This window comes from Shewanella sp. MTB7, from assembly GCF_027571385.1.
Taxonomy (GTDB): domain Bacteria; phylum Pseudomonadota; class Gammaproteobacteria; order Enterobacterales; family Shewanellaceae; genus Shewanella.
Genome location: NZ_CP085636.1, coordinates 210,879 through 237,686, shown reverse-complemented (window position 1 = coordinate 237,686; position 26,808 = coordinate 210,879). Strand labels below are relative to the sequence as shown.

The 26,808-nt window shown below is 43.3% G+C and carries 19 protein-coding genes; 8 read left to right on the top strand and 11 right to left on the bottom strand.

Features of this window, described 5'->3' with window-relative positions; genetic code table 11:
• Positions 1 to 158: 158 nt before the first annotated feature.
• The 9 genes from HWQ47_RS01060 to HWQ47_RS01020 form a co-directional block, all read right to left on the bottom strand.
• Complete coding sequence (locus HWQ47_RS01060; RefSeq protein WP_269969363.1) at positions 159 to 1,661, bottom strand: CoA-acylating methylmalonate-semialdehyde dehydrogenase; 1,503 nt, start codon at positions 1,659 to 1,661, stop codon at positions 159 to 161.
• Between the two features lie 11 nt (positions 1,662 to 1,672).
• Positions 1,673 to 2,833: an iron-containing alcohol dehydrogenase gene (locus HWQ47_RS01055; protein ID WP_269969362.1), complete on the bottom strand. Its 1,161-nt coding sequence runs from the start codon at positions 2,831 to 2,833 to the stop codon at positions 1,673 to 1,675.
• Between the two features lie 18 nt (positions 2,834 to 2,851).
• Positions 2,852 to 4,207 carry a TRAP transporter large permease gene (locus HWQ47_RS01050; RefSeq protein ID WP_269969361.1) on the bottom strand — a complete coding sequence of 452 codons (1,356 nt, stop codon included), beginning with the start codon at positions 4,205 to 4,207 and terminating at the stop codon, positions 2,852 to 2,854.
• Complete coding sequence (locus HWQ47_RS01045; protein ID WP_269969360.1) at positions 4,197 to 4,793, bottom strand: TRAP transporter small permease subunit; 597 nt, start codon at positions 4,791 to 4,793, stop codon at positions 4,197 to 4,199. The genes HWQ47_RS01050 and HWQ47_RS01045 overlap by 11 nt, the downstream gene beginning before the upstream one ends.
• Before the next feature lie 50 nt (positions 4,794 to 4,843).
• On the bottom strand, positions 4,844 to 5,923 hold the full coding sequence (locus HWQ47_RS01040; protein ID WP_269969359.1) for a TRAP transporter substrate-binding protein: 1,080 nt from the start codon (positions 5,921 to 5,923) through the stop codon (positions 4,844 to 4,846).
• A 265-nt stretch (positions 5,924 to 6,188) separates the two neighbouring features.
• Positions 6,189 to 7,229 carry a lipase family protein gene (locus HWQ47_RS01035; RefSeq protein WP_269969358.1) on the bottom strand — a complete coding sequence of 347 codons (1,041 nt, stop codon included), beginning with the start codon at positions 7,227 to 7,229 and terminating at the stop codon, positions 6,189 to 6,191.
• A gap of 72 nt (positions 7,230 to 7,301) precedes the next feature.
• Positions 7,302 to 8,357, bottom strand: coding sequence for a DcaP family trimeric outer membrane transporter (locus HWQ47_RS01030; protein WP_326515474.1), 1,056 nt, complete (start codon positions 8,355 to 8,357; stop codon positions 7,302 to 7,304).
• Between the two features lie 482 nt (positions 8,358 to 8,839).
• Complete coding sequence (locus HWQ47_RS01025; RefSeq protein WP_269969357.1) at positions 8,840 to 9,385, bottom strand: YbhB/YbcL family Raf kinase inhibitor-like protein; 546 nt, start codon at positions 9,383 to 9,385, stop codon at positions 8,840 to 8,842.
• A 179-nt stretch (positions 9,386 to 9,564) separates the two neighbouring features.
• Complete coding sequence (locus HWQ47_RS01020) at positions 9,565 to 11,307, bottom strand: sigma 54-interacting transcriptional regulator (RefSeq protein ID WP_269969356.1); 1,743 nt, start codon at positions 11,305 to 11,307, stop codon at positions 9,565 to 9,567.
• A gap of 389 nt (positions 11,308 to 11,696) precedes the next feature.
• On the opposite strand from HWQ47_RS01020, the gene ygeW reads away from it, so the two are divergent.
• From ygeW to HWQ47_RS00990, 6 genes are all read left to right on the top strand, one after another.
• A complete protein-coding gene (ygeW, locus tag HWQ47_RS01015) occupies positions 11,697 to 12,884 on the top strand; it encodes a knotted carbamoyltransferase YgeW (RefSeq protein ID WP_269969355.1) in 1,188 nt (395 codons plus the stop codon).
• A 136-nt stretch (positions 12,885 to 13,020) separates the two neighbouring features.
• Positions 13,021 to 14,229: a diaminopropionate ammonia-lyase gene (gene dpaL, locus HWQ47_RS01010; protein WP_269969354.1), complete on the top strand. Its 1,209-nt coding sequence runs from the start codon at positions 13,021 to 13,023 to the stop codon at positions 14,227 to 14,229.
• A 138-nt stretch (positions 14,230 to 14,367) separates the two neighbouring features.
• Complete coding sequence (locus tag HWQ47_RS01005) at positions 14,368 to 15,579, top strand: YgeY family selenium metabolism-linked hydrolase (RefSeq protein WP_269969353.1); 1,212 nt, start codon at positions 14,368 to 14,370, stop codon at positions 15,577 to 15,579.
• A 185-nt stretch (positions 15,580 to 15,764) separates the two neighbouring features.
• The gene (gene hydA / locus HWQ47_RS01000) at positions 15,765 to 17,177 is read left to right on the top strand and encodes a dihydropyrimidinase (RefSeq protein ID WP_269969352.1); all 1,413 of its coding nucleotides are present in this window, start codon (positions 15,765 to 15,767) and stop codon (positions 17,175 to 17,177) included.
• Positions 17,178 to 17,274: 97 nt separating this feature from the next.
• Positions 17,275 to 18,204 carry a carbamate kinase gene (arcC, locus tag HWQ47_RS00995; protein WP_269969351.1) on the top strand — a complete coding sequence of 310 codons (930 nt, stop codon included), beginning with the start codon at positions 17,275 to 17,277 and terminating at the stop codon, positions 18,202 to 18,204.
• Between the two features lie 341 nt (positions 18,205 to 18,545).
• Positions 18,546 to 19,172, top strand: a complete 627-nt coding sequence (locus tag HWQ47_RS00990; protein WP_269969350.1) for a LysE family translocator — start codon at positions 18,546 to 18,548, stop codon at positions 19,170 to 19,172.
• A gap of 920 nt (positions 19,173 to 20,092) precedes the next feature.
• Here HWQ47_RS00990 and yqeB read toward each other — a convergent pair.
• Together yqeB and yqeC are read right to left on the bottom strand one after the other, a co-directional pair.
• Positions 20,093 to 21,685, bottom strand: coding sequence for a selenium-dependent molybdenum cofactor biosynthesis protein YqeB (gene yqeB / locus HWQ47_RS00985; RefSeq protein WP_269969349.1), 1,593 nt, complete (start codon positions 21,683 to 21,685; stop codon positions 20,093 to 20,095).
• A 36-nt stretch (positions 21,686 to 21,721) separates the two neighbouring features.
• Positions 21,722 to 22,753, bottom strand: a complete 1,032-nt coding sequence (yqeC, locus tag HWQ47_RS00980; RefSeq protein ID WP_269969348.1) for a selenium cofactor biosynthesis protein YqeC — start codon at positions 22,751 to 22,753, stop codon at positions 21,722 to 21,724.
• 25 nt (positions 22,754 to 22,778) lie between these two features.
• Between yqeC and HWQ47_RS00975 the strand changes: the two genes are divergently transcribed.
• Both HWQ47_RS00975 and ygfK read left to right on the top strand, forming a co-directional pair.
• Positions 22,779 to 23,396 carry an NTP transferase domain-containing protein gene (locus HWQ47_RS00975; protein WP_269969347.1) on the top strand — a complete coding sequence of 206 codons (618 nt, stop codon included), beginning with the start codon at positions 22,779 to 22,781 and terminating at the stop codon, positions 23,394 to 23,396.
• Between the two features lie 305 nt (positions 23,397 to 23,701).
• Positions 23,702 to 26,806, top strand: a complete 3,105-nt coding sequence (gene ygfK / locus HWQ47_RS00970) for a putative selenate reductase subunit YgfK (RefSeq protein WP_269969346.1) — start codon at positions 23,702 to 23,704, stop codon at positions 26,804 to 26,806.
• Positions 26,807 to 26,808: the final 2 nt, after the last annotated feature.

The window sequence follows — 26,808 nt, the reverse complement described above, 5'->3', positions numbered from 1 at the left end:
CATTTACAATACCGAAATTTCCATCAGCTTTGAAGCGATCAGCCTGATTATTTATTGACTAAATCCCCGCTATTGTTCTGCAATCTACAGCAAAATTAATTTAAGTAGACCATAAACCCAATATCTGGTGAGACCTCCTTGTCTCTAGAAACCGAATATTATTTCATGGTCGGCATCGAAAACTCAGCCACACTGTCTGAGGTTTGTGGCCATCGCGAAGTCACGGTCTTCATTCTGGTATTGAACCGTACTCCATCGGGACCATGCATGTTCAATGGCCCAAATATCGAGCGCTTCCAACCGCCAAAACTGTGGAACGACATTGGAACAGGAATAGGCACGTTCACCCCAACCATCCCGACCTTAACCTCTTCCTGATACCTTCTTGCGGCCCGGCCATTTTGAGTAAAAATAGCAGTGCCATTGCCAAACTCATGATTATTGACCAATTCCAAGGCGGCATCCAAATCCTTCACTCGTACAACAACAAGCACAGGGCCAAAAATCTCCTCTTGATAAATAGACATGTCTTGAGTCACATGATCAAACAGAGTCGGTCCAACAAAATAGCCGGTTTCATAACCTGCGACCGACAACAAGCGTCCGTCAGCAAGTAACTCAGCCCCTTCGGCAACACCTTTATCAATGTATTCAAGCACTTTATTCTTATGCTCAATACTGACCAAAGGCCCCATATCAGGCTCTAACGTTTGATCCGACCCGTTTCCCACCGTGAGATTATTAATCGCAAGTAACAGGGTCTCCGTAACCATGTCAGCAGTCTCATCACCAATACAAACAGCAACTGAAATAGCCATACAACGTTCACCGGCCGATCCGTATGCCGCCCCCATTAAAGCATTTACCACCTGATCGATCTCAGCGTCCGGCATGATAACCATGTGATTTTTTGCCCCGCCCAATGCCTGACAACGCTTACCATGGGCTGATGATTTGGTATATATGGCTTCAGCAATAGGTGTTGAGCCCACAAAGCTCACCGCTTCTACCCGACTATCGGTAATAAGAGCATCGACCAGTGTTTTATCGCCATTAACGACATTAAATACCCCATCAGGCAAACCAGCTTGGCGCAATAATTCCGCCATAAATAATGCAGGCTCAGGATTTTTCTCTGAGGGCTTTAAAATAAATGTATTACCACAGGCGATCGATACCGGAAACATCCACATTGGTACCATCACAGGAAAGTTAAACGGGGTGATCCCCACACACACACCCAAAGGTTGCATCATGGAGTGACTGTCCACGTTTCTGCCAACATTCAATGAATGCTCGCCTTTTAACAAATGAGGGATGCCGCAAGCAAACTCAACCACCTCAAGCCCTCGGGTTATCTCCCCCTGCGCATCGGACAATACTTTGCCATGTTGTTCGGTGATCAACTGCGCCAATGTGTCTCGGTGCTCCTCAATCAGTGCTTTAAACTTAAACAGTATCCTCGCACGCAGTAATGGCGGGGTTTTCGACCATGGCATAAAGGCATTGCTGGCAGAGGTTAGCACATGCTCAGCAACCATATCATCGGCTAATTCAACTGTTGCAATCTGCTCACCAGTAGCGGGATTATATACCCGCCCTTGCCTTGAGCCACGCTCGCCAGAGATCTGATTATTAATAAAATGTGTCAACTGCTTCATGGATAATGCTCCTATGCCCATATGTTTTGATAAAGTTCAATTAAAGTCGTGCTATCTGGTATACGAGGGTTATTGGCAGGTGAACCCGATGCCAATGCTTGCTCTGCCATCGTCGAGCAAAGAGCCAAATATTGATCTTCCTTGATGCCGAATTCTGCCAACGTGGGCACATCGAGATCAACATTAAGTTGCTTCAGTTCTTCAATCAGTAATCGACTCGCGTGTTCATCCGAAACAGTATCCTTCGCCAACCCCATAGCTCTGGCACAGTCGGCATATTTTGCGATATTGCCAGAAACTGAATACTCGGTGATTGTTGGCAATAACATGGCGTTTGATAGCCCATGAGGCACATGAAAGTTAGCCCCTATTGGTCGACTCATACCGTGTACCAAAGCAACGGATGCAGCAGAAAAAGCGATACCAGCAAGTGTCGAACCCAACATCATTTTCTCTCTGGCTTGAATGTTACTACTGTCACGGTAAACAGCCCTCAAACTCGGCGCGATTAACCCCATTGCAGATAACGCTAGACAATCACTGAATTGATTGGCTTTGCGGCTTACATAGGCCTCAATGGCATGGGTTAACGCATCGATACCGGTATCAGCAGTCACTCTTGAGGGTAAGCTCAAGGTAAGGCTATAATCGATGAGGGCGGCATCTGGCATAAAACCAGCGCCAACACAGAGCATTTTTTCTCCCGCAACATCATCGGTAATAATGGTAAAACGGGTCACTTCAGACCCTGTGCCTGCTGTCGTTGGTATGGCAATGACTGGCACTCTTTTTTCATCAACTGAACGGGGAAATTTATAGTCCCGCATCTCACCGCCATAACTTCCCAAAATGCCAATGGCTTTGGCAGAATCAATCGGACTCCCACCGCCCAAAGCAATAATCGAATCATAACGCTTGCCACAAAACTGATTAACTCCAGCCGTGATTGATTCCACCGTCGGTTCTGGAACCGTATCTGCAAACACATCGAAATCGATGTCCCCTTTCCTGAGCACGTCTGCAAGAGTGTCGACATAGCCTAATTCCACCATCACATTGTCGGTGACGATTAAAGGTTGTTGGCAACCCAGTTTCCGCAACACCTCGGTGATCTTGTTACTAGCACCAGCCCCTATTTCCATTATTTTGGGTAAATAAACTTGATAACTCATAGTCTGCAACTCCATTAATCAATACCCGTAGGTAACGCTTGGTAACCAAGTAACCAATTGTTTAAAATTAAAAATAGCAATTAAAGCAATAACTTGTAATATCACAAAAGGAATGACTCCTCGATAGATATCTCCGATAGAGATCTCAGGAGGGGTTACCCCCTTCATATAAAACAGAGCAAAACCAACAGGAGGTGTGAGAAAAGAGGTTTGTAAGCAAACAGCAAACAACACGGTAAACCAAATAAGATCAAAACCAAGAGCAGCAACAATGGGTGCAACTAACGGCAAGATAATTAAGGTAATTTCAATCCAATCTAAAAAGAAACCCAATAAAAATACGCCGAAGAGAATAGCGATAATGACACCTGTCGGACTCAGATCTAATCCCAGTAACATCCCTGAGATCAGCTCATCTCCGCCAAGTCCTCTTAACACTAGTGAAAAGGCTGAAGCTCCTACAAACAGTGCAAAAATAAATGCTGTTGTCTTACAGGTTGCCTCACAGACCTCTACCATCACCTTGCGGTCAAGATTGTTATGCCACCAGGCAAGCAAAGTCGCCCCTGCGGCTCCCACTCCAGACGCCTCAGTAGGCGTTGCAATACCAAAGAAAATGGATCCCAGCACCAGAGTAATTAACCCCGCAGGCGCCAGAATAGCCCTAAATACCTTCAAAATAACGATAATCGACACAGGTTTTGCATCGGCGGGTACGGGTGCTTTGGAGGGTAAAATAAAGCCGACAATCAAGATGTAGAGCACATAAAGTGCAGCGAGTAATAAGCCTGGGAATAAAGCCCCCAGAAACAGATCACCAACAGAAACTCCTATTCTGTCGCCCATCATCACAAGCATAATGCTCGGTGGGATCAAGATCCCCAAGGTACCCGTCGCGCAGATAGTGCCGCTGGCAAGTGACTTACTGTAGCCCTCCTTTAACATCAGAGGCATACCTAACACAGCAAGCAAGACAACCGCAGCACCAATAATTCCAGTAGACGCAGCCAGTAACAATCCAACGAAAATAACTGATATTGCCAAGCCACCTCTCACCTTGCCAAAAAGCTTCACAAGATTAACCATCAGGCTTTGGGCCATGCCAGATCTGTCCAACATTAATCCCATATAAATAAACATGGGCAAAGCAACCAATACCCAGTTATTCATGGTGTCCCAAATACGAGGAATAACAATGGACACATATTGCCAGTCGATACCAATCCAAGTGCCTCCCCAAGTATCAAAGGCCATCGAAATAATAGAGAAAATGATTGCAACACCCGCGAGTACCCATGCAACAGGGAAGCCAGAGAATAACAACAGCACAAAACTGGCAAACATGGCGATAACTAAATACTCATTAATTTCCATCTTCACTTCCTTTACCGTTAATTAACGTATCTCCAGAAACAAGATATTTAATAACCCGAGTTAATTTAGCCACTACGGCAAGAATTAGAAGTGAAAAACCAAAGAATAAAAATGATTTTATAAACCAACGATACGGTAAACCGCCAGGTGCTGCTGACACCTCGGATAACTCCCATGAATATAGAATAAATGGAACAGAATATATAATAACGACGATTAAGAATGGTATTAATAAAAAAAGCATTCCAAGTAATTCGACCCAACAACGAGCTTTAAAGCTAAATCTTTCATAAAGCACATCAACTCGTACATGTTCATCTTGCACAACACAATAACTCAACCCTATAATCCAACCGATAGAATACATATGCCATTGCAACTCTTCAAATTCAACTCTACCCACACCAAACAGATAGCGCATTAATACGTTGAACACAATAACAACCATTAATATTGGCCATAACCAGATCACATAACTATTTATTTTTATAATTAACCATTCGATCCATGAAGATAATTTTGTATGAGGTAATTTAGTCATTATTGACTTAGGCTCAACAATATTAATCATTTTCTCAGTGGGCATAATATTCTCCGAGACAATATTAGGTTAAGCGGCCAAAAGGCCGCACCTAATTAATATTCGTTTGGTAAGTAAGCGAGCTTCTTCCAAATTTTATAGTTTTCATAAAACTTCTGCTGGGATTGATAAATCTCTTTAAAATCTGCATCAGATTCTGAAATATCCATCATCACTTGATCTGTGTATTCCTTTAATTCAACCAATACTTCTGGAGGTAAAGTTCGAGCTGTCACGTTCTTCGCTGGGAACCCCTTAATGACTTCACCTTGGAGCGCCTCACCTCGTGTTAATGCTCTTAAAGTTCCGGCTGTACAAGCCATGTCAATAAGTGACTGCTGACTACTGCTCAAGTTATCCCAAGTTTGTTTATTCACTACCAAATGCGAGGCTGTAAAAGTTTGGTGCCATCCTGGGAAGTAATTATTCTTGGCAATTTTGTCAAAACCCATCATCTGATCAATCGCAGGCATTGAAAATTCAGTGGCATCAATGGCGCCTTTTTCAAGCGCAGGAAAAATCTCTCCACCAGGTAACACTGTCACTGATGCGCCAGCCTTTTGCATCACTTTGCCACCTAAACCTGCAAAGCGAATTTTAAGACCTTTGATATCTTCAAGGGATTTGATCTCTTTTTTAAACCAACCTGCAGTCTCTGGACCGATAACAGAACATAAGATGGGATGAATATTATGTTTTCCATACAGTTTTTCGGCCAATTGTTGGCCTTCGTCATCATACCACCAGGCTGAATATGCCCAGGGCTCCATGCCAAATGGCACTGCTGCAAACAATGCTGATGCGGGGATTTTTCCTTGATCATATCCTAACCAGGTATATCCAGCCGCTATCTGGTTATTCTTAACGGCTTCAGTAATACCAAAAGGTGGAACAATCTTGCCCGGTTCATAGATCTTAAATTCAATATTTCCATCACTGGTACTTTTAATATTCTCAGCAACAAATTTAATCGGATCACCTAAGGCTGGTAAGTGAGTACCAAATACAGCCTGTACTTTCCATCTAACTTTATCCTCAGCAAAACTTTGAGAACTAAGAACTAAACCACCTAATAGGAAAATTCGGGTCAGTAATTTCAAAGTTGAACAGTCAACTTCTATATTTTTTAGTTTCATGTCACAAACTCCATTATATACACTTTAAATAACACATTAATTACACTTTCTTAATTTAAGAATTATCTATGCACGCAAACTTATACAGCCGCCATTGCACAGAGGCAAATCAATAAGTATGAAGGTGGGCTAATCTAACTGTCATAAAAATGCGATGAATTTAATTAACAACTTCTTATATTAATAATATAATTATACGCATGAATAATTTAGACAATGAAATAGATAAACAAACTACCCACTATTAACTTAACATTATGGAGACCTATAAATTAAGATCGTCAAGTAAACTTGGAAGTGAATTTATTGAAAAGTTTAGTTGCCACAAAAGTATATCTAAGGTGTCATCTGTAAAGTCAAAATAAAATATACTTGTATTGGGATTGATATCATTATCTATCGCATTATAGTTATATGGATTATTCCTGAAAACGGGTTGAGCTAGAAACTGAAGCTCCTCTTTTAAAGGAGTAGTAAAATGGCGACTTAATCCGTTATCAACCAAAAACAATGGCGTGAATCTATCATCCGATACATAAAATATGTCCCCATATTGTCTTGATGTATCTCCAAGAGTGTCTGCATCTTGTTGGAGATCGATGTCCGAGACAAACTCCCCTTCCAAGTTAAAATTCGTCACCTTAGCGGCATTAATACGCCAAATGTTACTTGGATTTCCCTCATTAGATAACTTTTGCTTTATCCTGTTGAGCACTGCATCTGCTAAACCAGAAGAGTCAAATACTGTGGCCGCATCACCTGTTGTGATCGCTGCGGCTGTAGCCAGACCACCGCCGAGGCTATGCCCTGTGTAACTGATATTATAACTGCTATATTTTGCCTTTAATCGGCTCGCTTCATCAATAGCCTGTTGATATTGTGGCGGTACAATATCCTGAACCATAATGCCATTAGTAACCCAATCAGAAGTGCCTAATTCACTGCCTCTAAAAGAGATAATCACCTCTGAATCTTTTTGATAAACACCAGCATAAAATCCTGATGAGTAACTGATATTCTCGACTCTTTGCCATCCACCAGGCGCACCCAAGGATTCATTAACTTGTTCTGCAAAAGTTAAATAGTACAATGCATTGCGAGCTTTATTAATTGAAGTCGGTTGATGAGATTTATAGGTTGTTCCAGTACTATTTTGGGTGTCATTTAAGTTGGGTTCCAATACCGCATTAATATAGGCTCCTACATTACTGATATCACTTTGTGTAACTGAAGCGACAGCAAGTGTCGGCATGCCCAACACACATAGATATAAAGGAAGTGTCACTATAATATTTTTGCGTTTCATATATGCTCCTTTGTCGTGATTATATTTATCGATTAAATATTTTTAAAATGATAAGTTTTTCAAATATCAAGCTTACAAACCATACTTGACTGATAGCTGCAAATAATCTGAGTTGCCATTTTTTCCTAAATCGGAAACGTCATAATTTCCATATTCCAAACCAACTGATAGCTGCTTTGTCAGATTAGTGAAAATATTGGCACCATAATGACTACGAGCTGCATTCGTGAGTTCGGCTTCGCCTTTGCCATAAAACACAGTGGACCTTATGTCCTCAGTCCAGAAATGACGATATGCAAACGTATAAGCGGTAGTCTCTTCCACTTGATCACCAACGACATCCTTCGCAACAGTCACACCAACATAACGTCCCAGTGAACCTTTACTGAATTGAAAACGAAAATCATCCTTACCAAAGGTCTTAATTTTTCCCGCAATCGACATCCCTAATGTCACCTCATCCACACCTACAGAATCAAGTTTACGTATTAAGGCTGCAACAGATACGCCCCCCCAATCACCATCGAAACTATATTTACCGACAAAGTCAGGCAGTTTGTCATTCTTGTTTTCTCCCCCCCAATTTTCAGGATTCTCAATCGCCAGTTGCAAGCCACCATTGGTATAACGTAACTGTCCCTGGCGAACAAAAACCTCGCCAACCAGAGGGCCGCCAAAATCAGCAGTCTCAGGAATTGCACTGGTATTCATAAACGTGGTCCAAGTCTGACCTATCAACCAATCTTCATATTTTATAAATGCGTGGCGTAAACGCGGAGCGTAAGAGTTGGAAATAACCTCATTACCGACATTGCTATTACCGCCGTATAAATCAAACTCCAAAAAACCCACTACATCTCCATGGGTGTATTTAGTATTAAATCGTGTCTCACGTGCGCTAAACCTAAACTCTGAGCTATCAATTGCTGTAGCACCCGAGCCAATCCAGTAATCCCGGTAAGGTACTGTACCGGAAACATAACGCGCATCGGCCTTGAGATAGCCACCAAATTCAATGACATTTCCATCCCCAAGTTTAATTTCATACCCTGCATGAGTTGCGAACGCAGAGGTTAGCAATACAAGCCCTGTGAGATGTTTAGAGACACTTGATCTCATTAAAAGCATTTCCTGTCCTCCTTTATTTTTTGTAAATCGCTGCATAAATGCATTAAGAATTCAGTACTGCAATCTCTTGTTCCCTAACGTCAACAGACAAGCGATAAAAATGAAGAATTGAGTTCATATGGTTTGCCACTTTTTCAACCTACATCGTGAAGCTCACTTTCTCAATTAATAATGAGACAATTAGTCTCATTCACATAAACATAATCTTAAATAAAACCAAAATCAACAAAAATGATACAATTTGTATCATTTTAGATTGATCTTTTGTTATCTAAAAATAATTATCAACGACATCAGTGGCGATAACGTAATGAAAGGAAAGGAAAGGAAAGGGGAAATATACAAATGATCTGCACAGTTAACATTCAGTGTGAGGGACAGTTCTCGAGCGGACTAAAAAAATGCCACTAAAAAGCCAGCTGCAGATGATTAAGCTTGAATCATCTGCAGCTGGCTTTTTGTCTCTTAAACCTGTTTGAATCTTACCTAGCGTTTGTTGGAGCGATTAACACCGCCTTTTCGATTACATGTTGTAGAATGTAATAGCCAGCTAATGCGCCAGAGGCATGTTCAGGGATGGTTATCTTGTCGGTATCTAACGCATATACAGTCAGCGTATAGTGGTGCGGCTTAGCACCTTCAGGAGGGCATGCACCACCATAACCAGCAAAACCAAAATCATTGGTTATCATGCGGGCACCATCTGGCAGTTTAGGCATTTTAAGGTTTCCGGCACCACTGACTAAACCACGTGCGGCAGAATCAATGTTAATGACCGACCAATGCCACCAGCCACTTCCCGTAGGCGCATCGGGATCATACAAGGTGACGGCAAAGCTCTTGGTTCCACTCGGCACACCTGACCAATTAAGTGTTGGTGATATATTATCGCCAGTACATCCCCACTGATTAAACAATTGTGTATTTTTAAAGGTGTGACCATTAGTTACTTCAGGACTTGTTAGTGTTAACGCGGCTATCGCATTAGTGCTGCACATCAGACAAAATAGATAAAATAAATTACGCATTTTCTGATCCTTTCATATTTATAGGAGATAGCATTGTAGACCAATCATCAATCAAACTCATCAGGGATAAGTATCATTATGGTCACGTTCCTCCCCCCAAATACCGCGATTATATATCTCGAAATAAATGACCCCACTAGAATTTTATCCCATGCAAATTTAAATACAGTGGTGAATAATTAGCAAGATAAGCGGTATTTTTTTAACTTTCGGTACAAGGTAGCAATGCCAATGCCCAGCTCCTTTGCTACCAGCTTACGATTTCCCAACCTATTGATGCACTTCTCAATTTTAATTCTCTCCATCTCATCAAGGCTAACGTTATCATCATTAATACTCGCCATAGGAACATCAATCTCTTGTGGGGTATCAAAATATGGTGGTAGCAAATCGACATCAATCTGATCACCATTAGGGACTATATTAACCAAATACTCCACTAGGTTGCTTAGCTCACGAATATTTCCCGGCCAGTGATAAGCATTGAGACTTTTAATCACCTCTTCTGTAATGCCGGGATAGCTGGTGCCTATGATCTGAGAGTGTCTGTCGAGAAAGTAATAGACCAAGAGTTCGATATCACCTTCTCGCTCTCGTAGAGCGGGGAGATAAAGCGGGATCACATTGAGGCGATAGTAGAGATCTTCACGAAACTCATTTTGCGCTATCATCTCTGCAAAGTTACGATTAGTGGCCGAGATAATACGAATATTAACTGGGATTGATGCATTAGATCCCAGTGGCATCACCTCTCTTTCTTCTAGTACTCGCAGCAACTTAGATTGCAATGTCATCGACATATCGCCAATTTCATCAAGGAACAAGGTGCCATTGTTAGCCGCCTGAATTAAGCCCACTTTGCCTTTAGTAAGGGCGCCAGTAAAGGCACCTTTTACATAACCAAATAGCTCACTTTCAAGCAATTGCTCTGGAATAGCAGCGCAGTTAATGGCGACAAAACTTTGCTCACTGCGATCGCTGTATTTATGGATTGCTTGGGCAAACACCTCTTTACCTGTACCGCTCTCGCCACTGATCAAAATACTCGATGGACTTTTGGCTACCCGCGCTATTAAGGTTTTCAATTGCATCATCTTCTTCGATTCGCCGATGATATTAGAAAATGGACTCGCTGGTACATCATCATTCTTGATAGCGGTATTGGGTTGATAGAAGGACATTAAAAACAGCTGTTTATTAGCAATAACATGAAACTGGCCGACCACGAGTTCCTGACGTTCTCCTAAGGTGACTATATGTTGTTCTGGACCTTTTAATTTATTGTTATGCAGTAATAAGGGTTGGATCTTAACTTCAATACTGGCCAGCTCACTGTGACTGACATTCAAGTTGGCCAAAGCCTGGGGGTTACCATGAAGCACGCGATTAGCATCGTCGAGCACCAGTACGCCTTGATCCATATTATTGATCAGGCTAGAAAAAATATCATCAAGTCCCGAACCATTGTTCTTGGCCTCAGAAACCTTGATAACCACAATCTGGGAGATATGCTCCACATAATCGAGAAAAAGCTGAATATTATTTTTAATTCTATCGCCAGACTCTTGATTAAACGCCACCAAACTTACCACGCCGATGCAACATTCATCGAGTATAATTGGCACACCAAGAAAAGCGGTTTCACGGCAACTATCATGGGTAGGGCAGCCTTCACATATCGGATCTGTGCGCGTTTTTACCACCACCTTGCTCTGCTTAGTCTCAATAATATATCTGAAAATCCGCGAGCTATTGTTGAGCTTCTTGCCTAAAGACTTATTGTAGGGGCCAGTGCCAGCAATACGAACAAGATCAGCATCGACGACTTCAGCATCGAGTTGCAGCACCGTGGATAATCTCTCTGTGAATTGTATTATTGTCGGCTGAAGCCTCATCAATTCAGATATATATGCTGTATTCAATTCTATGATCTTATTCTTATTATGGTGCGCTACATATTATGTGTTTGGTCTTATTTTATTGTGATGTGAAATAACTTTAAGTTGTTAAGTTTGTTATTTAGGTAAAAATGTTATCTACATCACATAAACATATCAGAATGATAATTTCCCTGTGTTGGCTATCAATATCATCACTATCAATGATAGTAATTGTCGATATCATGTCATCTCTTCCTACGGATTAAAAAAACAAAAAAACCATTAATTTACAATTAGTTAAAATTAACCCTCATTTTTTGGCATCCAATTTGCTTTATTAATAAGTAACTAGAATTACCTCGTAAAAAATTCCAGGAAAGCACCTCTTATTTATATGCGCAAATGACAAAATACAGGAAATAGGAACAAAAATGAAAAGCATCAATAGCCTTATCAAGGAAATCAATGAACTTGAATCTCAATTAGATAAAAAAGACTTTTTACTCACTTGGGAGCAAACCCCTGCAGAGCTAGAGTGCGTACTGAAAACGGCTCAAGTTTTAAAGACTATGCGTGCAGAAAATATTGCCACCAACGTATTTAATAATGGTCTGGGCATCTCGTTATTTAGAGATAATTCGACTCGAACCCGTTTTTCTTATGCATCAGCTATCAATATGCTGGGCCTAGCACAACAAGACCTAGATGAAGGCAAATCCCAAATAGCTCACGGCGAAACAGTACGTGAAACAGCCAATATGATCTCATTTTGCGCCGATGCCATCGGTATCCGTGACGATATGTACCTAGGTGCAGGTAACGCTTATATGCGTGAAGTGGGTGCAGCACTAGATGAAGGTGTTGAAAAAGGGGTGCTACCAAGCCGTCCAGCCCTGATTAATCTGCAGTGTGATATTGACCACCCAACACAATCAATGGCAGATCTCGCCTGGCTGGAAGAACATTTTGGCTCTATAGAGCAGCTGAAAGGTAAGAAGATTGCTATGACATGGGCTTATTCGCCAAGTTATGGCAAGCCGTTATCTGTACCCCAGGGCATTATCGGTCTGATGACCCGCTTTGGTATGGATGTCACCTTAGCCCATCCAGAAGGCTATGACTTAATTCCTGAAGTGGTTGAACAGGCGAAAGTAAATGCGAAAGCATCGGGTGGTAGCTTTACTCAAGTTGCTTCTATGGCAGAGGCCTTCGAAGGTGCAGATATCGTTTATCCCAAGTCATGGGCTCCTTATAAGGTAATGGAGCGCCGCACCACTATGCTACGCGCCAATGACCATGAAGGATTAAAAGCGCTAGAAAAAGAGTGTCTCGAGCAAAATGCTAAGCACAAAGATTGGCATTGCACCGAAGAGATGATGCAGCTCACCAAGCAAGGTGAAGCCCTGTATATGCATTGCTTACCCGCTGACATTACAGGCGTTTCTTGTAAAGAGGGTGAAGTGGCTGAGTCAGTATTTGAAAAGTACCGTATCGCCACTTACAAAGAAGCAAGCTGGAAGCCATACATCATCGCCTCGATGATCCTCAATCGTAAGTATACCAAGCCAGGTCAGGTGTTAGAGCAGTTGCTCCTCGATAGCAAAAAGCGAGTCAAATAGCCACGATCGACTTATTCAAACTTCTGTACCAAGGAGATGTTTCAGCCATTTATTTTAAACGTTAGTTTTTAATATTGGTTTCAAACATAAGTATCGGGGGCAGTCTCTGCCCCTCTACCGATTTCGTTTATGAGGTATGCCCGTGTCTACATTCTCTCTCAATATGGAGATAGCTGATAACCGTCATTTCAATGGTCAACTTTCTCCACTTTTTACCGCTGCGGAAGCTGATAAAGCCCGCGCCTTTCATCGGGGCATAGAAGGCTATCAAGCGACGCCTCTGCAATCTCTTGACTGCCTAGCCAAGGAGTTTGGTCTAGGTAAGATATTGGTTAAAGATGAGGCTTATCGCTTCGATCTTAACGCCTTTAAAATGTTGGGTGGCGCATACGCTATCGCCCGTCTTCTATGTGATGAGTTCACATTAGATATCAATGCGTTTGATTTCGATAAGCTCAAAAATGACATCACCGAGAAGATGACTTTTGCAACCGCCACCGATGGTAATCATGGACGAGGTGTCGCTTGGGCCGCCAATAAACTAGGTCAGCACGCCGTTGTCTATATGCCTAAAGGTGCCGCTATTGAGCGGGTTAACAACATTAAGGCCTTAGGCGCCGAGTGTATTGTCACCGATATGAATTACGACGATACCGTACGTTTAGCCATAGAAACTGCCGAAAAGAACAACTGGAAAATTGTTCAGGATACGGCTTGGGATGGTTACACCCAAATTCCTACTTGGATTATGCAAGGCTATACCACCTTAGCCGTTGAAGCCGTGGAGCAGATGAATGCTCAGGGCATCAAGGCACCAACCCACGTGATATTGCAGGCTGGTGTCGGCGCCCTCGCTGGCGGCGTACTGGGGTATTTATGCTCTCTTTATGGCGCCGATAAGCTGCACTCCATCATAGTAGAGCCTAAAACAGCTGATTGCATCTACCGCTCAGGTGTCAGTACTCAAGGCGAAATGGTCAATGTGGATGGCGATCTTAATACCATCATGGTGGGTCTCGCTTGCGGTGAGCCTAACCCTATCGGTTGGCCCGTTTTGCGCGATTGCGTCACTCAATTTGTCTCTTGTGATGATGAAGTAGCAGCGTTAGGTATGCGCGTCTTAGGCAGTCCACTGGATGATGATCCTCGCGTGGTGTCTGGTGAATCTGGAGCCGTAGGTCTAGGTCTGTTAGCGGCAATACATTTCCATAAAGATAACAGCAAGTTGATGATGAAGTGCGGCTTAAACAAGGATTCTGTCGTACTGATTATCAACACCGAAGGTGATACCGATCCGGTTAATTATCGCGATATTGTTTGGGGCGGTAAGTACCCGACATTATAAGTGTAAACGACATAAACAGCATAAATAATTTAAAAAAATCAATACAGCCTAGTCTAGTCATCAATTATTAAGCTGTATCTCTTAGCAATAATTTAAACACTGGATGTGATGACCACCATTCAAGTATGGAGATATATTATGACAGTTCCATTTTCAGCCGTATTAGAAAAAGCCCAAGAATACAAAGCAGATATGACTCGTTTCCTGCGCGATATGATAGCCATTCCCAGTGAGAGCTGTGATGAAGAGAAAGTCGTACTTCGCATCAAGGAAGAGATGGAGAAAGTAGGCTTTGATAAAGTTGAGATTGACCCTATGGGCAACGTTCTGGGCTGGATTGGCCACGGACCCCACCTTATTGCTATGGATGCCCACATCGATACCGTCGGTGTCGGTAACTTAGATAACTGGAATTTTGACCCCTACACAGGCATGGAAGATGATGAAATCATTGGTGGTCGCGGCGCATCTGATCAAGAAGGCGGCATGGCTTCAATGGTTTACGCTGGCAAGATAATCAAAGATTTAGGCTTGGAAGGCGAATACACCTTGTTAGTCACAGGTACCGTGCAAGAAGAAGATTGTGATGGTCTATGCTGGCAGTACATTATCGAAGAAAGCAAAATCCGCCCTGAGTTTGTCGTTTCTACTGAGCCAACAGATTGTCAGATTTATCGTGGTCATCGTGGCCGCATGGAGATCCGTGTTGATGTGCCAGGCGTAAGCTGTCATGGCTCTGCGCCAGAGCGTGGCGATAACGCCATCTTCAAAATGGGTCATATCTTAGGTCAGTTGGAGAATCTGTCTCAAAATCTAGGTGATGATGAGTTCTTAGGCAAAGGAACATTAACGGTATCTGAAATCTTCTATACCTCGCCAAGTCGCTGTGCGGTCGCTGATAGCTGCGCCGTTTCTATCGACCGCCGTTTAACTTGGGGTGAAACATGGGAAGGTGCATTAGATGAAATTCGTGCACTGCCAGCGGTAGTTAACGCCAAAGGTGTGGTCTCGATGTATGAGTACAACCGTCCAGCTTACACAGGTTTAGTCTACCCAACTGAGTGCTATTTCCCAACGTGGAAAATCGACAGCGAGCATGTGGCGACTAAGACGCTCGAAGCTTCATATGAGTTGCTATTTGATAAGAAGCCGACTGTTGATAAGTGGACTTTCTCAACCAATGGCGTGTCTATCATGGGCCGTTACGGTATTCCCGTTATTGGTTTTGGCCCAGGCAAAGAGCCTGAAGCCCATGCGCCAAATGAGAAGACTTGGAAAGAGCATCTAGTGACCTGTGCAGCTATGTATGCAGTCATCCCTATGATGTATCTATCTCAGCTTAAGAAGTAATTTAAGAAGTCATTATTCGTGCTTAAGGGCGAGCATTACGCCCCTAAGCACATTTTCGTGTGAGCTTAGTGTATGAGACATCTTTAGCTTAATGATGTCAGTTCGCTCTTTTTATTTTCGGTTTAGTTTTCTCTTTTTTTTAGCTTTTTCACCTTTATCAATTTCGTTTGCGGAGAGCGGTTGCGATGGCGCCCAGAGTCACATTGATAGTTAACGGCACACTTGTGGATGCTCATGGCCAATCACAACAAGAGTTATTGATTATAGATGGCAAGATTGCCGCTATTGGCAAATGCATTTATAAGTGTGCTAGCGATATGCCAGCAGACACCAAGATTGTCGATGCCGCAGGCCTGTACGTGATGCCTGGTGGTATCGATGTGCACACTCATTTTAATATCGATGTGGGTATTGCCCGCAGTGTCGATGATTTTTATAGCGGTACTCGCGCAGCAGCTTGCGGCGGTACCACTATGATTGTCGATCATATGGGGTTTGGCCCCAAGGACTGCAACCTGTTTCATCAGCTCAACGTCTATAAAGCGTACGCCAAAGATAAAGCGGTGATCGATTATAGTTTTCATGGGGTGATCCAACATATCAATGATGACGTGATCGAAGATATGCATGCCATGGTACATCGTGAGGGTATCTCTAGTTTTAAGCTTTATCTCACCTATAATTATAAGCTCGATGACACTGACACCCTGCTCGCCCTTGCTCGCCTCAATCAAGTTCAAGCCTTAACGGCGGTGCATCCCGAAAATGATGCCGCTATCGCCTTAAAGCGCAGCCAATTGATAAAAGCGGGTAAAACCAGCGCGAAATACCATGCTGTCAGTCGTCCATTAGAGTGTGAAGCCGAAGCCATTGCCCGCATGATTAATTTGGCAAAGCTTGCTGATGACGCGCCGCTTTATATCGTTCACCTATCTAATGGCCTAGGGCTAGATTATATCCGCCTGGCAAAGCAAAATTGCCAAGCAGTATGGAGCGAAACCTGCCCGCAATATCTACTACTTGATGACAGCCTTTATGCCGATGATGACAGCGTTAAATATGTGATGAGCCCACCACTGAGGCCCAAGGCAGAGTTAGAGAAACTCTGGCATGGCATCATTGACGGCAGCATAGATACCGTAGCAACCGACCATTGCGCTTTTTCCTATCAAGAGCAAAAACTACGGGGCCGTGATGACTTTACGCTTTGCCCTAATGGTATTCCCGGGGTTGAAACCCGCATGCCCCTACTGTTTTCAGAGGGAGTGAAGACAGGGCGAATCACTCCAGAAAAATTTGTTGAAATTACCAGTTTTAAGCCTGCAAAACTATTCGGCCTATATCCACAAAAAGGCTGCCTTCTACCCGGTTCTGATGCGGATCTTGTATTATTCGACCCAGAACTTAAGGTCAATATCAGTCATGAAAATCTACATGACAATAGTGACTACACCCCTTATGAATCACACCAAGTTAACGGATGGCCCGTCATGACGATTAGTCGTGGAGAAGTCGTGGCATGCAATGGTGAGTTTCTCGGGAAAGCCGGTGCCGGTCTATTTGTGCATCGTTTGCCATTCGATAAAAACAAAATCTAATTCGTCATTATTTTTATTCTCAGCACTTAACTTAAGATGCCACCGCTGTCATTTGTGATGACGGCAGGCTCAGTCGCAGAGAAATCAAGGAGTATCTATGAAACCTATTGTCGTTGTTGCTCTCGGAGGCAATGCCTTATTGCGTCGCGGTGATGCACCAAGTTTTCAAAATCAACTGGCTAATATCAAGATAGCCGCCATAGCTATCGCTGAAATTGCCAAAGAATATCGTGTGGCGATTGTTCATGGTAATGGACCGCAAGTGGGGTTGATTTCACTGCAAAATTTATCTTATAAGGAAGTAGCTCCCTATCCGCTGGATGTTTTAGGCGCCGAGAGTGAGGGTATGATTGGTTACATGCTAGCCCAAGAGCTGCAAAATGTGATGCCTCATAGTGAGGTTTCCACCATCTTGACCCGTATCGAAGTTGACCCACAAGATCCCAGCATGTTGGATCCAACCAAGTTTGTCGGTCCGGTATATAACGAAGATGAAGCAGGCCTCTTAGCCGAAGCGAATAACTGGATCATGAAGCGTGATGGTGATTACGTTCGCCGCGTGGTGCCCTCACCAAAACCGATAAGTATCTTGGATCGTTCCTCTATCCACACCTTGTTAGGTTCTGGTCATATCGTTATCTGCTGTGGCGGCGGTGGTATTCCAGTGTGCAAGAGCGACCATGGTTACATCGGTGTCGAAGGCGTTATCGATAAAGACTTATCTGCCACCTTACTTGCTAAGCAGTTAAAGGCCAATAAGTTGCTTATTCTTACCGATGCCGACGCGGTGTATCTCGATTGGGGCACTGAAAATCAACGAGCACTGCACCATACAACACCAGAAGAACTGAGCCAGTACAGTTTTGCAGCCGGCTCTATGGGACCAAAAGTTGAAGCGGTTACCGACTTCGCTTTATCAGGTGGTAAAGCCTATATCGGCGCCCTCGAACATGGACTCGATGTCTTGGCCGAACGCTCAGGAACCTGCATCAGTGTTAAGAAAGTCGCGAGTTACGTAAAGGCGTAATTGATAACTAGGGGCTAATATTTCGAAGCAAGCTAACACCCAAAAAGGTGTTAGCTTTCGAATGAAGACTGATCACATTCTCTGTGCCTTAATCGTCATCCTGAACTAGTTTCAGGATCTAGTTTGAAAGTGTTTAGCTGAATGGGTATTGGATTTTACCGGTAAGACTTAGTAAAGAGATTGAAGCATTTCTGTTTTTCAATATTGACCTGAAATAATACAAAATTATGATCACTGCTAAACCTTACTCTCAGCCTGATTGACAGTCTTCGGGATGTCTATCAGAATGCTCGCTAAATACACTGTTATGTCCCCTATTAGTCCAACATAAAGGAAAGTAAATGGAGTTTAATGCACTACTATTGTTTGTCGTAGCATGCCTAACAATTAATTTAATTCCAGGACCAGATGTCATTTTCATCGTATCGAATACAATGAAAGGTAAAATGGCGAATGGAATGAAAGCTGCGTTAGGGGTAGGTGTCGGTTACTTCGCTCATACTTTAGCTGCTTGTTTAGGCTTATCTGCCATCATTTTAAGTTCCGCTGTAGCTTTTAGCATTGTGAAATGGTTAGGTGCAGCTTACTTGGTGTATTTAGGTATTCAATCGTTAATATCTATGTGGAGGGGCGGCTCTCAAATTATGGTGAGCGACAATGAACAACCTAGCGCCGACGTATTTGTACAAGGTATTTTGGTTAGCATTCTAAATCCTAAAGTAGCTTTGTTTTTCTTATCTTTTCTTCCACAATTTATTGATGTATCAACAGGTTCGGCTTCAGGGCAGCTTTTGGTGCTTGGTTTGATATTTAGTGCACTAGCTACAGTATGTAATGTGTTGTATGCCACCGCAGGTAGTTGGCTATTCAGTCGTCCTAATTCTAATAAATACACTCGTGTACTTGAGGGAGTTTCAGGCGTGTTATTGATAAGCTTGGCGGGAAAGATCGCATTCAGCGATCGATAGTGCCTAAAAAAAACTATATCGATCTATTAATAATCAACAAAATAACCAACGGCCCTCTAGAGATCAATGCTCAGCGATTTTCAACATCTCTTCTACTGACATTCTAGTAAAATAAAAAATTGAGCCAGAAGTTTATCTTCTGACTCAATTTATACTCTCTATCCAAATTAGTTATGTAGCTGACAAGCACAGTCCATAGATGTAATCATCTACATATTTATTATTCAAGATTGAGTTTTGCTGTAAACAACCTTCTCGTGAAAAACCAGCTTTTTCGAGAAAAATCAAGCCAGCCATTAAAAATCAATAAGATAACGAGTCTCCAAAAATTCATCACAAAGGGTTCTCGGAGCTAATAAAAAGTGACTTTTTTGTAGATCTACCTGTCCAGTCTGCGTCCTGTTTTATATTTCATATATCTCCGGAATTAATATCGAATAACGATACGGTAGAATTTGTAATTAAGTCTTACAATTTGCAAAATGAGGCATCAGTTCAGAATATTGCTCTTAGAATAAATAGATGTACCAGTGCATGGGACTTCATCAACTGAACATAACTAAAGGGCAAAGGGGTCGCAGCCAATTAACCAAAATCGAAGAGATAAACACTCAAGTGTAGATACGTCTGTGAGCTTCGATGACAGGGATGTCATCGTAGAGACTACAGGGATTGTACTCGCGTTGTCTCACTGAAGTATCTGCACATAAGCCCACGGCAGGTAATAAGCTAAATTTGGATTATGGCATTCAACGAGCTAAATAGAGAGATACATAGCCCAATGAGTCCATCTAAAAGATATTTCAAATCTGTTGGCAACAAGTGCGATGATTCTATGGTACTTAGCAAGCTGGCTAAGTACCAAATGAACTAAAACTAAAAAACACATTGATAAATCTATTGATCAAATCAATAGAATATTAACCTTGTATCTCCAGATGCAACAAGGCTTCTAACACGCTGCCACCTATGGCACGGGCCTTATCGGACACGCTGAGATGATCGGTGTCCTCGCCTCTTGGGTCGATATCACCAATCTTTAAGCCTTCATGAACCTCTAAGCCCTCGTTAAGCAAGCCTCTGACCTTACCTGATAGTGGCGCATTGATGGGGGTATCGTTAATTTGCGCGATAAGCTCGCCCTCTTTTACGATATCGCCGAGTTTGACATGGCAATGCATAACACCAGCATGGGGTGCTCTTAGTACTCTTTGATGGGTGTAACCGGCGATGTTACCTGGAATGCCGGTATTAGGCTCAGTTTCACCTTGATAGATGATGCGACCTAAATTGTGGCCTCGATTTGTCTCGATAACGGCGTCACAATCCACACCAGCCATAAAGCCTGGGCCAAGAGCGACCGTGTGTGGAGCGAACGCTTTGGATAAGCCTAAGTTACGCTTGGCCAAGATGGCATCCACGACAAAGGTGGGATGTAACTTAGCCGCAGATTGACACTCCCCATCCACCAGCACTGGGATGAATCCTTGATCGATAAGATCATAAATCGTAGTACAGCAATCTGCTTTTTTAGCCGTAACCCCTTCTACGGTAACACTATAGTCAAATAAACATTGGGCAAAGGCCACACTGCGGCGAATAACGCTGGGCTTAGCGATATCGGTCATCACCACTTTAAAGCCTGAATTGTGTAATCGAATCGCAACGCCTGTGGCAATGTCGCCAGCACCACGAATGAGTACTAGCCGTTTACGATTGATACGTGTGTCATCCTTCATCAAGCCACCAGCAGCGCTATTTTTCACCTTTAGTATTTCAGCCATGATGCTAATGGCAATCTCTTCGGGGGTTTCTGCGCCTATGCTAAAACCAATGGGCGAATAGACATTCCCAATGCGCTCATCACTGATGCCTATATTTCTAAGGTGGGTAAACAGGGTTTGTACTTTACGTTTACTGGCCATAAGACCGATATACTTGGCATCTTGTTGGACGATTTTAGAGATAGCATCTTTATCTTGGTGATTAGTGGCGATAACCAGATAGCTTGCACTGTTAATAGTGAGTTTATCGATAGCCTCTTCCATAGTATTGCCAAGGATGAGCTTACTGCCTTGAGGGAAGTGTTCCTCGACTAGACTCTCGGCAAAGGCATCCGCGACTGTAATATCAAACCCCAAAACATGCGCAGCCTTAGCCACGGCGCGATTAACATGACCAGCACCGATAAGCACCAGGGGCGGCCTTAAACCAAATACATCGATATGCACGGTCATTGAACCACCACAATCCATCCCCATAGCATCGGGGCCCGTGCGAGTCATACGCCCTTTGACGACTCTGGGTTCTCTTTGCTGTATGGCTTCGATAGCTTGCTCGATGATGTAGCGCTCAATCATGCCACCACCGACGGTACCTATGATGCTGCCATCGGATTTAACGATCATCTGCCCTTGATGTCTGGGCGCTGAGCCAGATGTTTCGAGAATATTGGCGAGAGCGAAAGGCGTATTAAGTTCTTCTAATTGGGCCGCGTGAGCAAAAATATTCATAAATCTACCTTGTACCATGGAAGCGATTAGTTGCTATTACTCTGATATTGTCGTGATCGAATCTCTCGTCAATACCTCAATCATAGGGTTGGCTGCTTGCATACTCGCGAGCCAGATGGCATCAAGCGGTACTCCATGTTTAACTAAGTCTTTTACAAGTGTTTGGACTGCAACATAATTACTTGCTAGGTCGACTTTATTGATCAACCAGACTCGCCTTGCACTCGTTGGAACCTGCTTGAACATGCCATCTTTATGGGCGATTAACCTAGCCAAAACCTGGTGGGCTAGCTTATCGCCAGCCTGACATTGAGTGATGTATTGAAAATCAGTCCAGCGATGTACCAGCGCAGGCTCAATTTCCTGATTGATCACTTCACATCCGGTGACCGCTATCACGATATCAACATTGGGAGGAATGCAAGGCTCATGCCTAGAAGGAGCTTTGATCGGTAAGTGTTTTGCGCCGTCGGCTTCTATAATGATTAGATCAAATATTGCCGCATTTTTTATCATCTCTATCTCAACGAAAGACAAGCCAGACACTTTGATTTCTTTTGTGTTTTTATCTTTATTTTCAATCAGTTCAAGTTTATTTTGATAACAAAAGCAGAGGCTTGCAGGGAGAAATGATAAGGGAGTATAGTGCGTTGACGATATTGATCTTGAAGCAGAATTTATGTCGCAATAGGTGAGCGTCTCTGATGCAGCAGATTCTGCAATGTTGAGATGGCTCCCAATAGCGCTTTTTTTGTTACCTGTATCGCTCTCAGATGAGGTATCAAGAAAGTCACTAACGCTATCAATTTGATAGATTAAGTTCTCAATATCGATAATGGTGTCACACTGACTTTCACTTGGTAGGTACATCTTGGTGGTTGTAGTAATAAGGACCTTCATTCCCCGAGATTGAGCTTGTTGAGCCAAACGAAAAGCCGTACTACTCTTGCCGCCACCGCCGACTAAAGCGACCAGTAAGCTAGATACTGGTGCTTGGTTCGATAACTTAGGCTGCGGGGTCGTTGTATGATCATTAGCACAGACATTAATAAGCGCGTCAAATAACATATCGTCCTCATTTTGGAGAATGAACATGCCATTGCAAGAGACTCCCCCCCTAGAGGTAGATTGCATAATACCCGCCGCAGGCTTGTCATCTCGCATGGGAGATTGGAAGCTGATGCTAGCATATAAAAATCACACAATACTTGATCAATGCATTGAAAATGCACTGAGTTTTTGTTCTCGGGTTATCCTAGTTGCAGGCTTTAGAGGCAAAGAACTGATGGCTAGATATCAGGACACGCCTAATATTCTGGTGGTTATCAATGAGCACTTTTCCATGGGCATGTTTGGCTCAATTCAACTCGGCGCTCAGCAGGTTAATACCGAGCACTTTTTCATCACCCATGGTGATATGCCTCTGATAGATAGTGAGGTTTTTCATGCTCTGTGGCAGCGAAGAGCTCAAGTGGTATTTCCTGGCAATATTGAACGTTCGGGTCACCCGGTATTACTGCCTCAGTCTATAGTACCGCTAATTGTTAGTGCCCCAATCAAGAGTAAAATGAAGTCCATTATCAAGTCGCAAAAGGTTGAGCATCTAGGCTTAACCACGACCAGTATTCATCTGGATGTCGACACGCCAGAAGCGTATCAAGCACTACTAAACTACCATAGCGCTGCGGTGCTGCGTCACTTATCAAATTGATACCACTTTGCGTAAATAATAAACACTTAACGTCTAAATACTGATAACGCCTCGAAATCAGCTCCATTTATCATCGCTTTTCTACTGTTTCTCTTAGGTTTCCCCTCCAAAAAAACACTTAATTTTGACCAAGGTCACGCTTTGGCTTGGTTATCACTGTAAAGCCATCAGCTTGGCGTGTTAGTTGCTCCGATTCAAAACAAAGCGTTATTACAGACAAAAAATTATAAATATGAGTCCAGCATTGCTTGATGAGATGTAGTGGCTTTACAGATAACAACAGCACAGAATCAAGGAGATATATCATGGCAGACATTATGCGTCCCGTTCCGTTCAGTGAGTTGCTAAAGCGGATGTTCAGTGAGTATAAGTGCAGTGGGTCGATTTTTGGGATCCCAGCTAAGCAATTCTATCGTAAGACGGACGCAAATAAGCTTGCTGTTTGGGGCGAAAATTGTCAGACACCTGTAGGTCCAGCAGCCGGCCCTCATACCCAGCTCGCGCAAAATATTATCTGTTCTTGGTTGGCTGGCGGTCGCTTTATGGAGCTTAAAACCGTCCAAAAACTTGATACTTTAGAGATAGCGAAACCTTGTATCGACGCCGAAGATGAATGCTTTAATACCGAATGGTCTACCGAATTCACCCTAGTGAAGGCCTATGACGAGTATCTGAAAGCCTGGATTGCACTGTATCTACTCGAAGAGGTATTTCAGCCGTTGGCGGAAGATGAGCCTAAGTCATTCGTGTTCAATATGAGTGTAGGTTATGATCTTGATGGTATTAAGACTGCGCCTATGCAAGCTTATATCGATGACATGATAGATTCGAGCCAGCATCCATTATTTGCTCAGTATCTGCAGGAGTTGCGCGAGTTTATCTCCCATAATGAGTTGGAACAGCGTTATGGCGTGAACATCGCTAATCTGCTTAATTCCATTTCACCGCATTTATCTAAAGGCGTCACGTTGTCGACCATGCATGGTTGCCCTCCCCACGAGATAGAAGCTATCTGCCGTTACATGATTGAAGATAAGCACCTCAATACCTTCGTTAAACTCAACCCTACTTTGTTGGGTTACCCAAGAGTTAGATCAATTTTAGATAATGCTGGTTTTACCCATATCCTATTGAGCGAAGAGGCATTTGGTCATGACCTAAAATTGACTGATGCTAAAGCCATGTTGGGCCGTTTGATGGCACTAGGCAAAACGCTTAATGTCGGCTTTGGTGTCAAGTTAACAAACACCTTAGGCACGATTAATAAGAAAGGCCGCCTGCCTGACAAAGAGATGTACATGTCTGGCCGTGCCTTGTTCCCCTTATCCATTAATGTCGCGTTGGAGCTATCCACTGAGTTTGATGGCCTATTACCTATTTCATACTCAGGCGGCGCGAGTAAATTCAATATTAAAGAGATATTTGAAACGGGTATTCGCCCCATCACCATGGCCACTGATCTGCTTAAGCCTGGCGGTTATATGCGTTTAACCGACTGCATCAATGAGTTAGCTGACAGTGAATTTTGGCAGATGGAAAAAGTCGATCTAGTCAAGCTGGCTATTTTGGCTAAAAAATCATTAACCGTCGATTACACCCAAAAAGAGTGGCGTGGCCCGGAAGATATTTCAGTCAACAAAGCCCTGCCGTTGACTGATTGCTCGGTAGCACCCTGTGTTACCGCCTGCCCTATCAGCCAAGATATTCCTGAGTATCTGCGCCTTATGGGCGAGCAACAATATGCCCAGGCACTCGAACTTATCTATTCTCGTAATGCACTACCTGCCATTACCGGAGAGATCTGTGATCATCAATGCCAATTTAACTGTACTCGCCGTGACTATGAAGGTGCGATTAATATTCGCGAGATGAAGAAGATTGCGCTGGAAAAAGGCTGGGATGAATACAAACAAAAATGGCATAAGCCAAGCCTTGAAAATAAAGCCCCAGCGGCAGTATTAGGCGCAGGTCCCGCGGGTCTATCGGCGGCTTACTTTTTAGCAAAAGCGGGTCACCCGGTCACCATATTTGAAAAAGAGGCCAATGCTGGCGGTGTGGTTAAAAATATCATTCCTCACTTTAGAATACCCGCCTCAGCGATTGAGCATGATATCGAGTTTGTCACCTCTCACGGCGTCAATATCGAGTACAGCTGTGGCGATAATCTTACTGTGTCAACGTTACAGGAGAGCGGTTTCAAATATATCTGTCTCGGAGTCGGCGCAGATAAAGGCAACCCAATCAAGCTTGAGGGCGACAATACTCGTATCTATAAGTCACTGGAGTTTTTATCTCAATACAATAAGGGCGAGTTTGACGTCAGTTCATACAAGGCGCCGCTGGGTAAACATGTGGCCGTAGTCGGTGCAGGAAATACCGCGATGGATAGTGCCAGAGCAGCCCTGAAAGTCAGCGGTGTCGAGCAAGTTACAGTGCTTTATCGCCGCACATTGGCTGAGATGCCAGCTTATAAAGAGGAGTATGACGAAGCACTGGCTGATGGGGTGCAGTTTATGTTCCTCACCAATCCCGAAGCTTTCTATGCTGATGGCAAGCTAATTGCTCGCGTGATGGAGTTAGGTGAGCTTGATGCTAAAGGACGTTGCAGCCCTGTTGCGACCAAGGATACTGTTGAGCTTGAAATTGATAGCTTAATTACCGCAGTGGGTGAGCAAAGTAACACAGTTGTACTTAGTCGTATTGGTATCCCAATGGGAGAAGATGGCTGGCCAATCGTATCGAAATCAACCGGTGAGACAAGCCTTGAAAATGTCTATCTAATTGGTGATGCCAGCACTGGGCCATCAAATATCGTTTCTGCCATCTCAGGTGGTCGCAAAGCCGCATCAGCGATTCTTGCCAAGGAGTCGGTCAATGAGCCAAGCCAGATAATCAAATCGAATGTGGATGTCAAAGACATCTATGCTCGTAAGGGCGAAGTTCAGGTGAAGCTTCTAAGTAGCTGTGACGATCAAATAGCCTTTATCCAACAAGAGTCTAAGCGCTGTTTAGAGTGCTCTTATGTGTGTAGCAAGTGCGTCGATGTATGCCCTAACCGCGCGAATATCTCACTGCCAATTCCCGGCTTTAAGGATAAGTTCCAGGTGCTGCATATCGATGCCTACTGTAACGAATGTGGTAATTGTGCTCAGTTCTGCCCATGGGACGGCAAACCCTATAAGAGTAAGTTCACTATCTTCAATCGCCTTGAGGATTTTGAGACCAGTGAAAATTCAGGTTTCCTCGTCGAAGGCAAGCGTTTACAGGTTCGCGCCAATCAAAATATATATAGCTGCGAGCTCAGTGATGACAAACAATTTACCTTACCTGAGGCATTAGATGACGTATCTACCATTATCAGTTATGTGCTTAATGAGCATGATTATCTACTGGGCCATGTGGATCAATAAGG

Bases quoted from the DNA above. Each gene is read 5' to 3' on its own strand.
- hydA (WP_269969352.1), top strand. From the start codon at position 15,765: ATGGCGCCCAGAGTCACATTGATAGTTAACGGCACACTTGTGGATGCT.
- HWQ47_RS01040 (WP_269969359.1), bottom strand. From the start codon at position 5,923: ATGAAACTAAAAAATATAGAAGTTGACTGTTCAACTTTGAAATTACTG.
- arcC (WP_269969351.1), top strand. From the start codon at position 17,275: ATGAAACCTATTGTCGTTGTTGCTCTCGGAGGCAATGCCTTATTGCGT.
- HWQ47_RS01060 (WP_269969363.1), bottom strand. From the start codon at position 1,661: ATGAAGCAGTTGACACATTTTATTAATAATCAGATCTCTGGCGAGCGT.
- HWQ47_RS01045 (WP_269969360.1), bottom strand. From the start codon at position 4,793: ATGCCCACTGAGAAAATGATTAATATTGTTGAGCCTAAGTCAATAATG.
- HWQ47_RS01030 (WP_326515474.1), bottom strand. From the start codon at position 8,357: ATGCTTTTAATGAGATCAAGTGTCTCTAAACATCTCACAGGGCTTGTA.
- HWQ47_RS01035 (WP_269969358.1), bottom strand. From the start codon at position 7,229: ATGAAACGCAAAAATATTATAGTGACACTTCCTTTATATCTATGTGTG.
- yqeB (WP_269969349.1), bottom strand. From the start codon at position 21,685: ATGAATATTTTTGCTCACGCGGCCCAATTAGAAGAACTTAATACGCCT.
- HWQ47_RS00975 (WP_269969347.1), top strand. From the start codon at position 22,779: ATGCCATTGCAAGAGACTCCCCCCCTAGAGGTAGATTGCATAATACCC.
- HWQ47_RS01005 (WP_269969353.1), top strand. From the start codon at position 14,368: ATGACAGTTCCATTTTCAGCCGTATTAGAAAAAGCCCAAGAATACAAA.
- HWQ47_RS00990 (WP_269969350.1), top strand. From the start codon at position 18,546: ATGGAGTTTAATGCACTACTATTGTTTGTCGTAGCATGCCTAACAATT.
- HWQ47_RS01050 (WP_269969361.1), bottom strand. From the start codon at position 4,207: ATGGAAATTAATGAGTATTTAGTTATCGCCATGTTTGCCAGTTTTGTG.
- dpaL (WP_269969354.1), top strand. From the start codon at position 13,021: ATGCCCGTGTCTACATTCTCTCTCAATATGGAGATAGCTGATAACCGT.
- yqeC (WP_269969348.1), bottom strand. From the start codon at position 22,753: ATGTTATTTGACGCGCTTATTAATGTCTGTGCTAATGATCATACAACG.
- HWQ47_RS01025 (WP_269969357.1), bottom strand. From the start codon at position 9,385: ATGCGTAATTTATTTTATCTATTTTGTCTGATGTGCAGCACTAATGCG.
- ygfK (WP_269969346.1), top strand. From the start codon at position 23,702: ATGGCAGACATTATGCGTCCCGTTCCGTTCAGTGAGTTGCTAAAGCGG.
- HWQ47_RS01055 (WP_269969362.1), bottom strand. From the start codon at position 2,833: ATGAGTTATCAAGTTTATTTACCCAAAATAATGGAAATAGGGGCTGGT.
- ygeW (WP_269969355.1), top strand. From the start codon at position 11,697: ATGAAAAGCATCAATAGCCTTATCAAGGAAATCAATGAACTTGAATCT.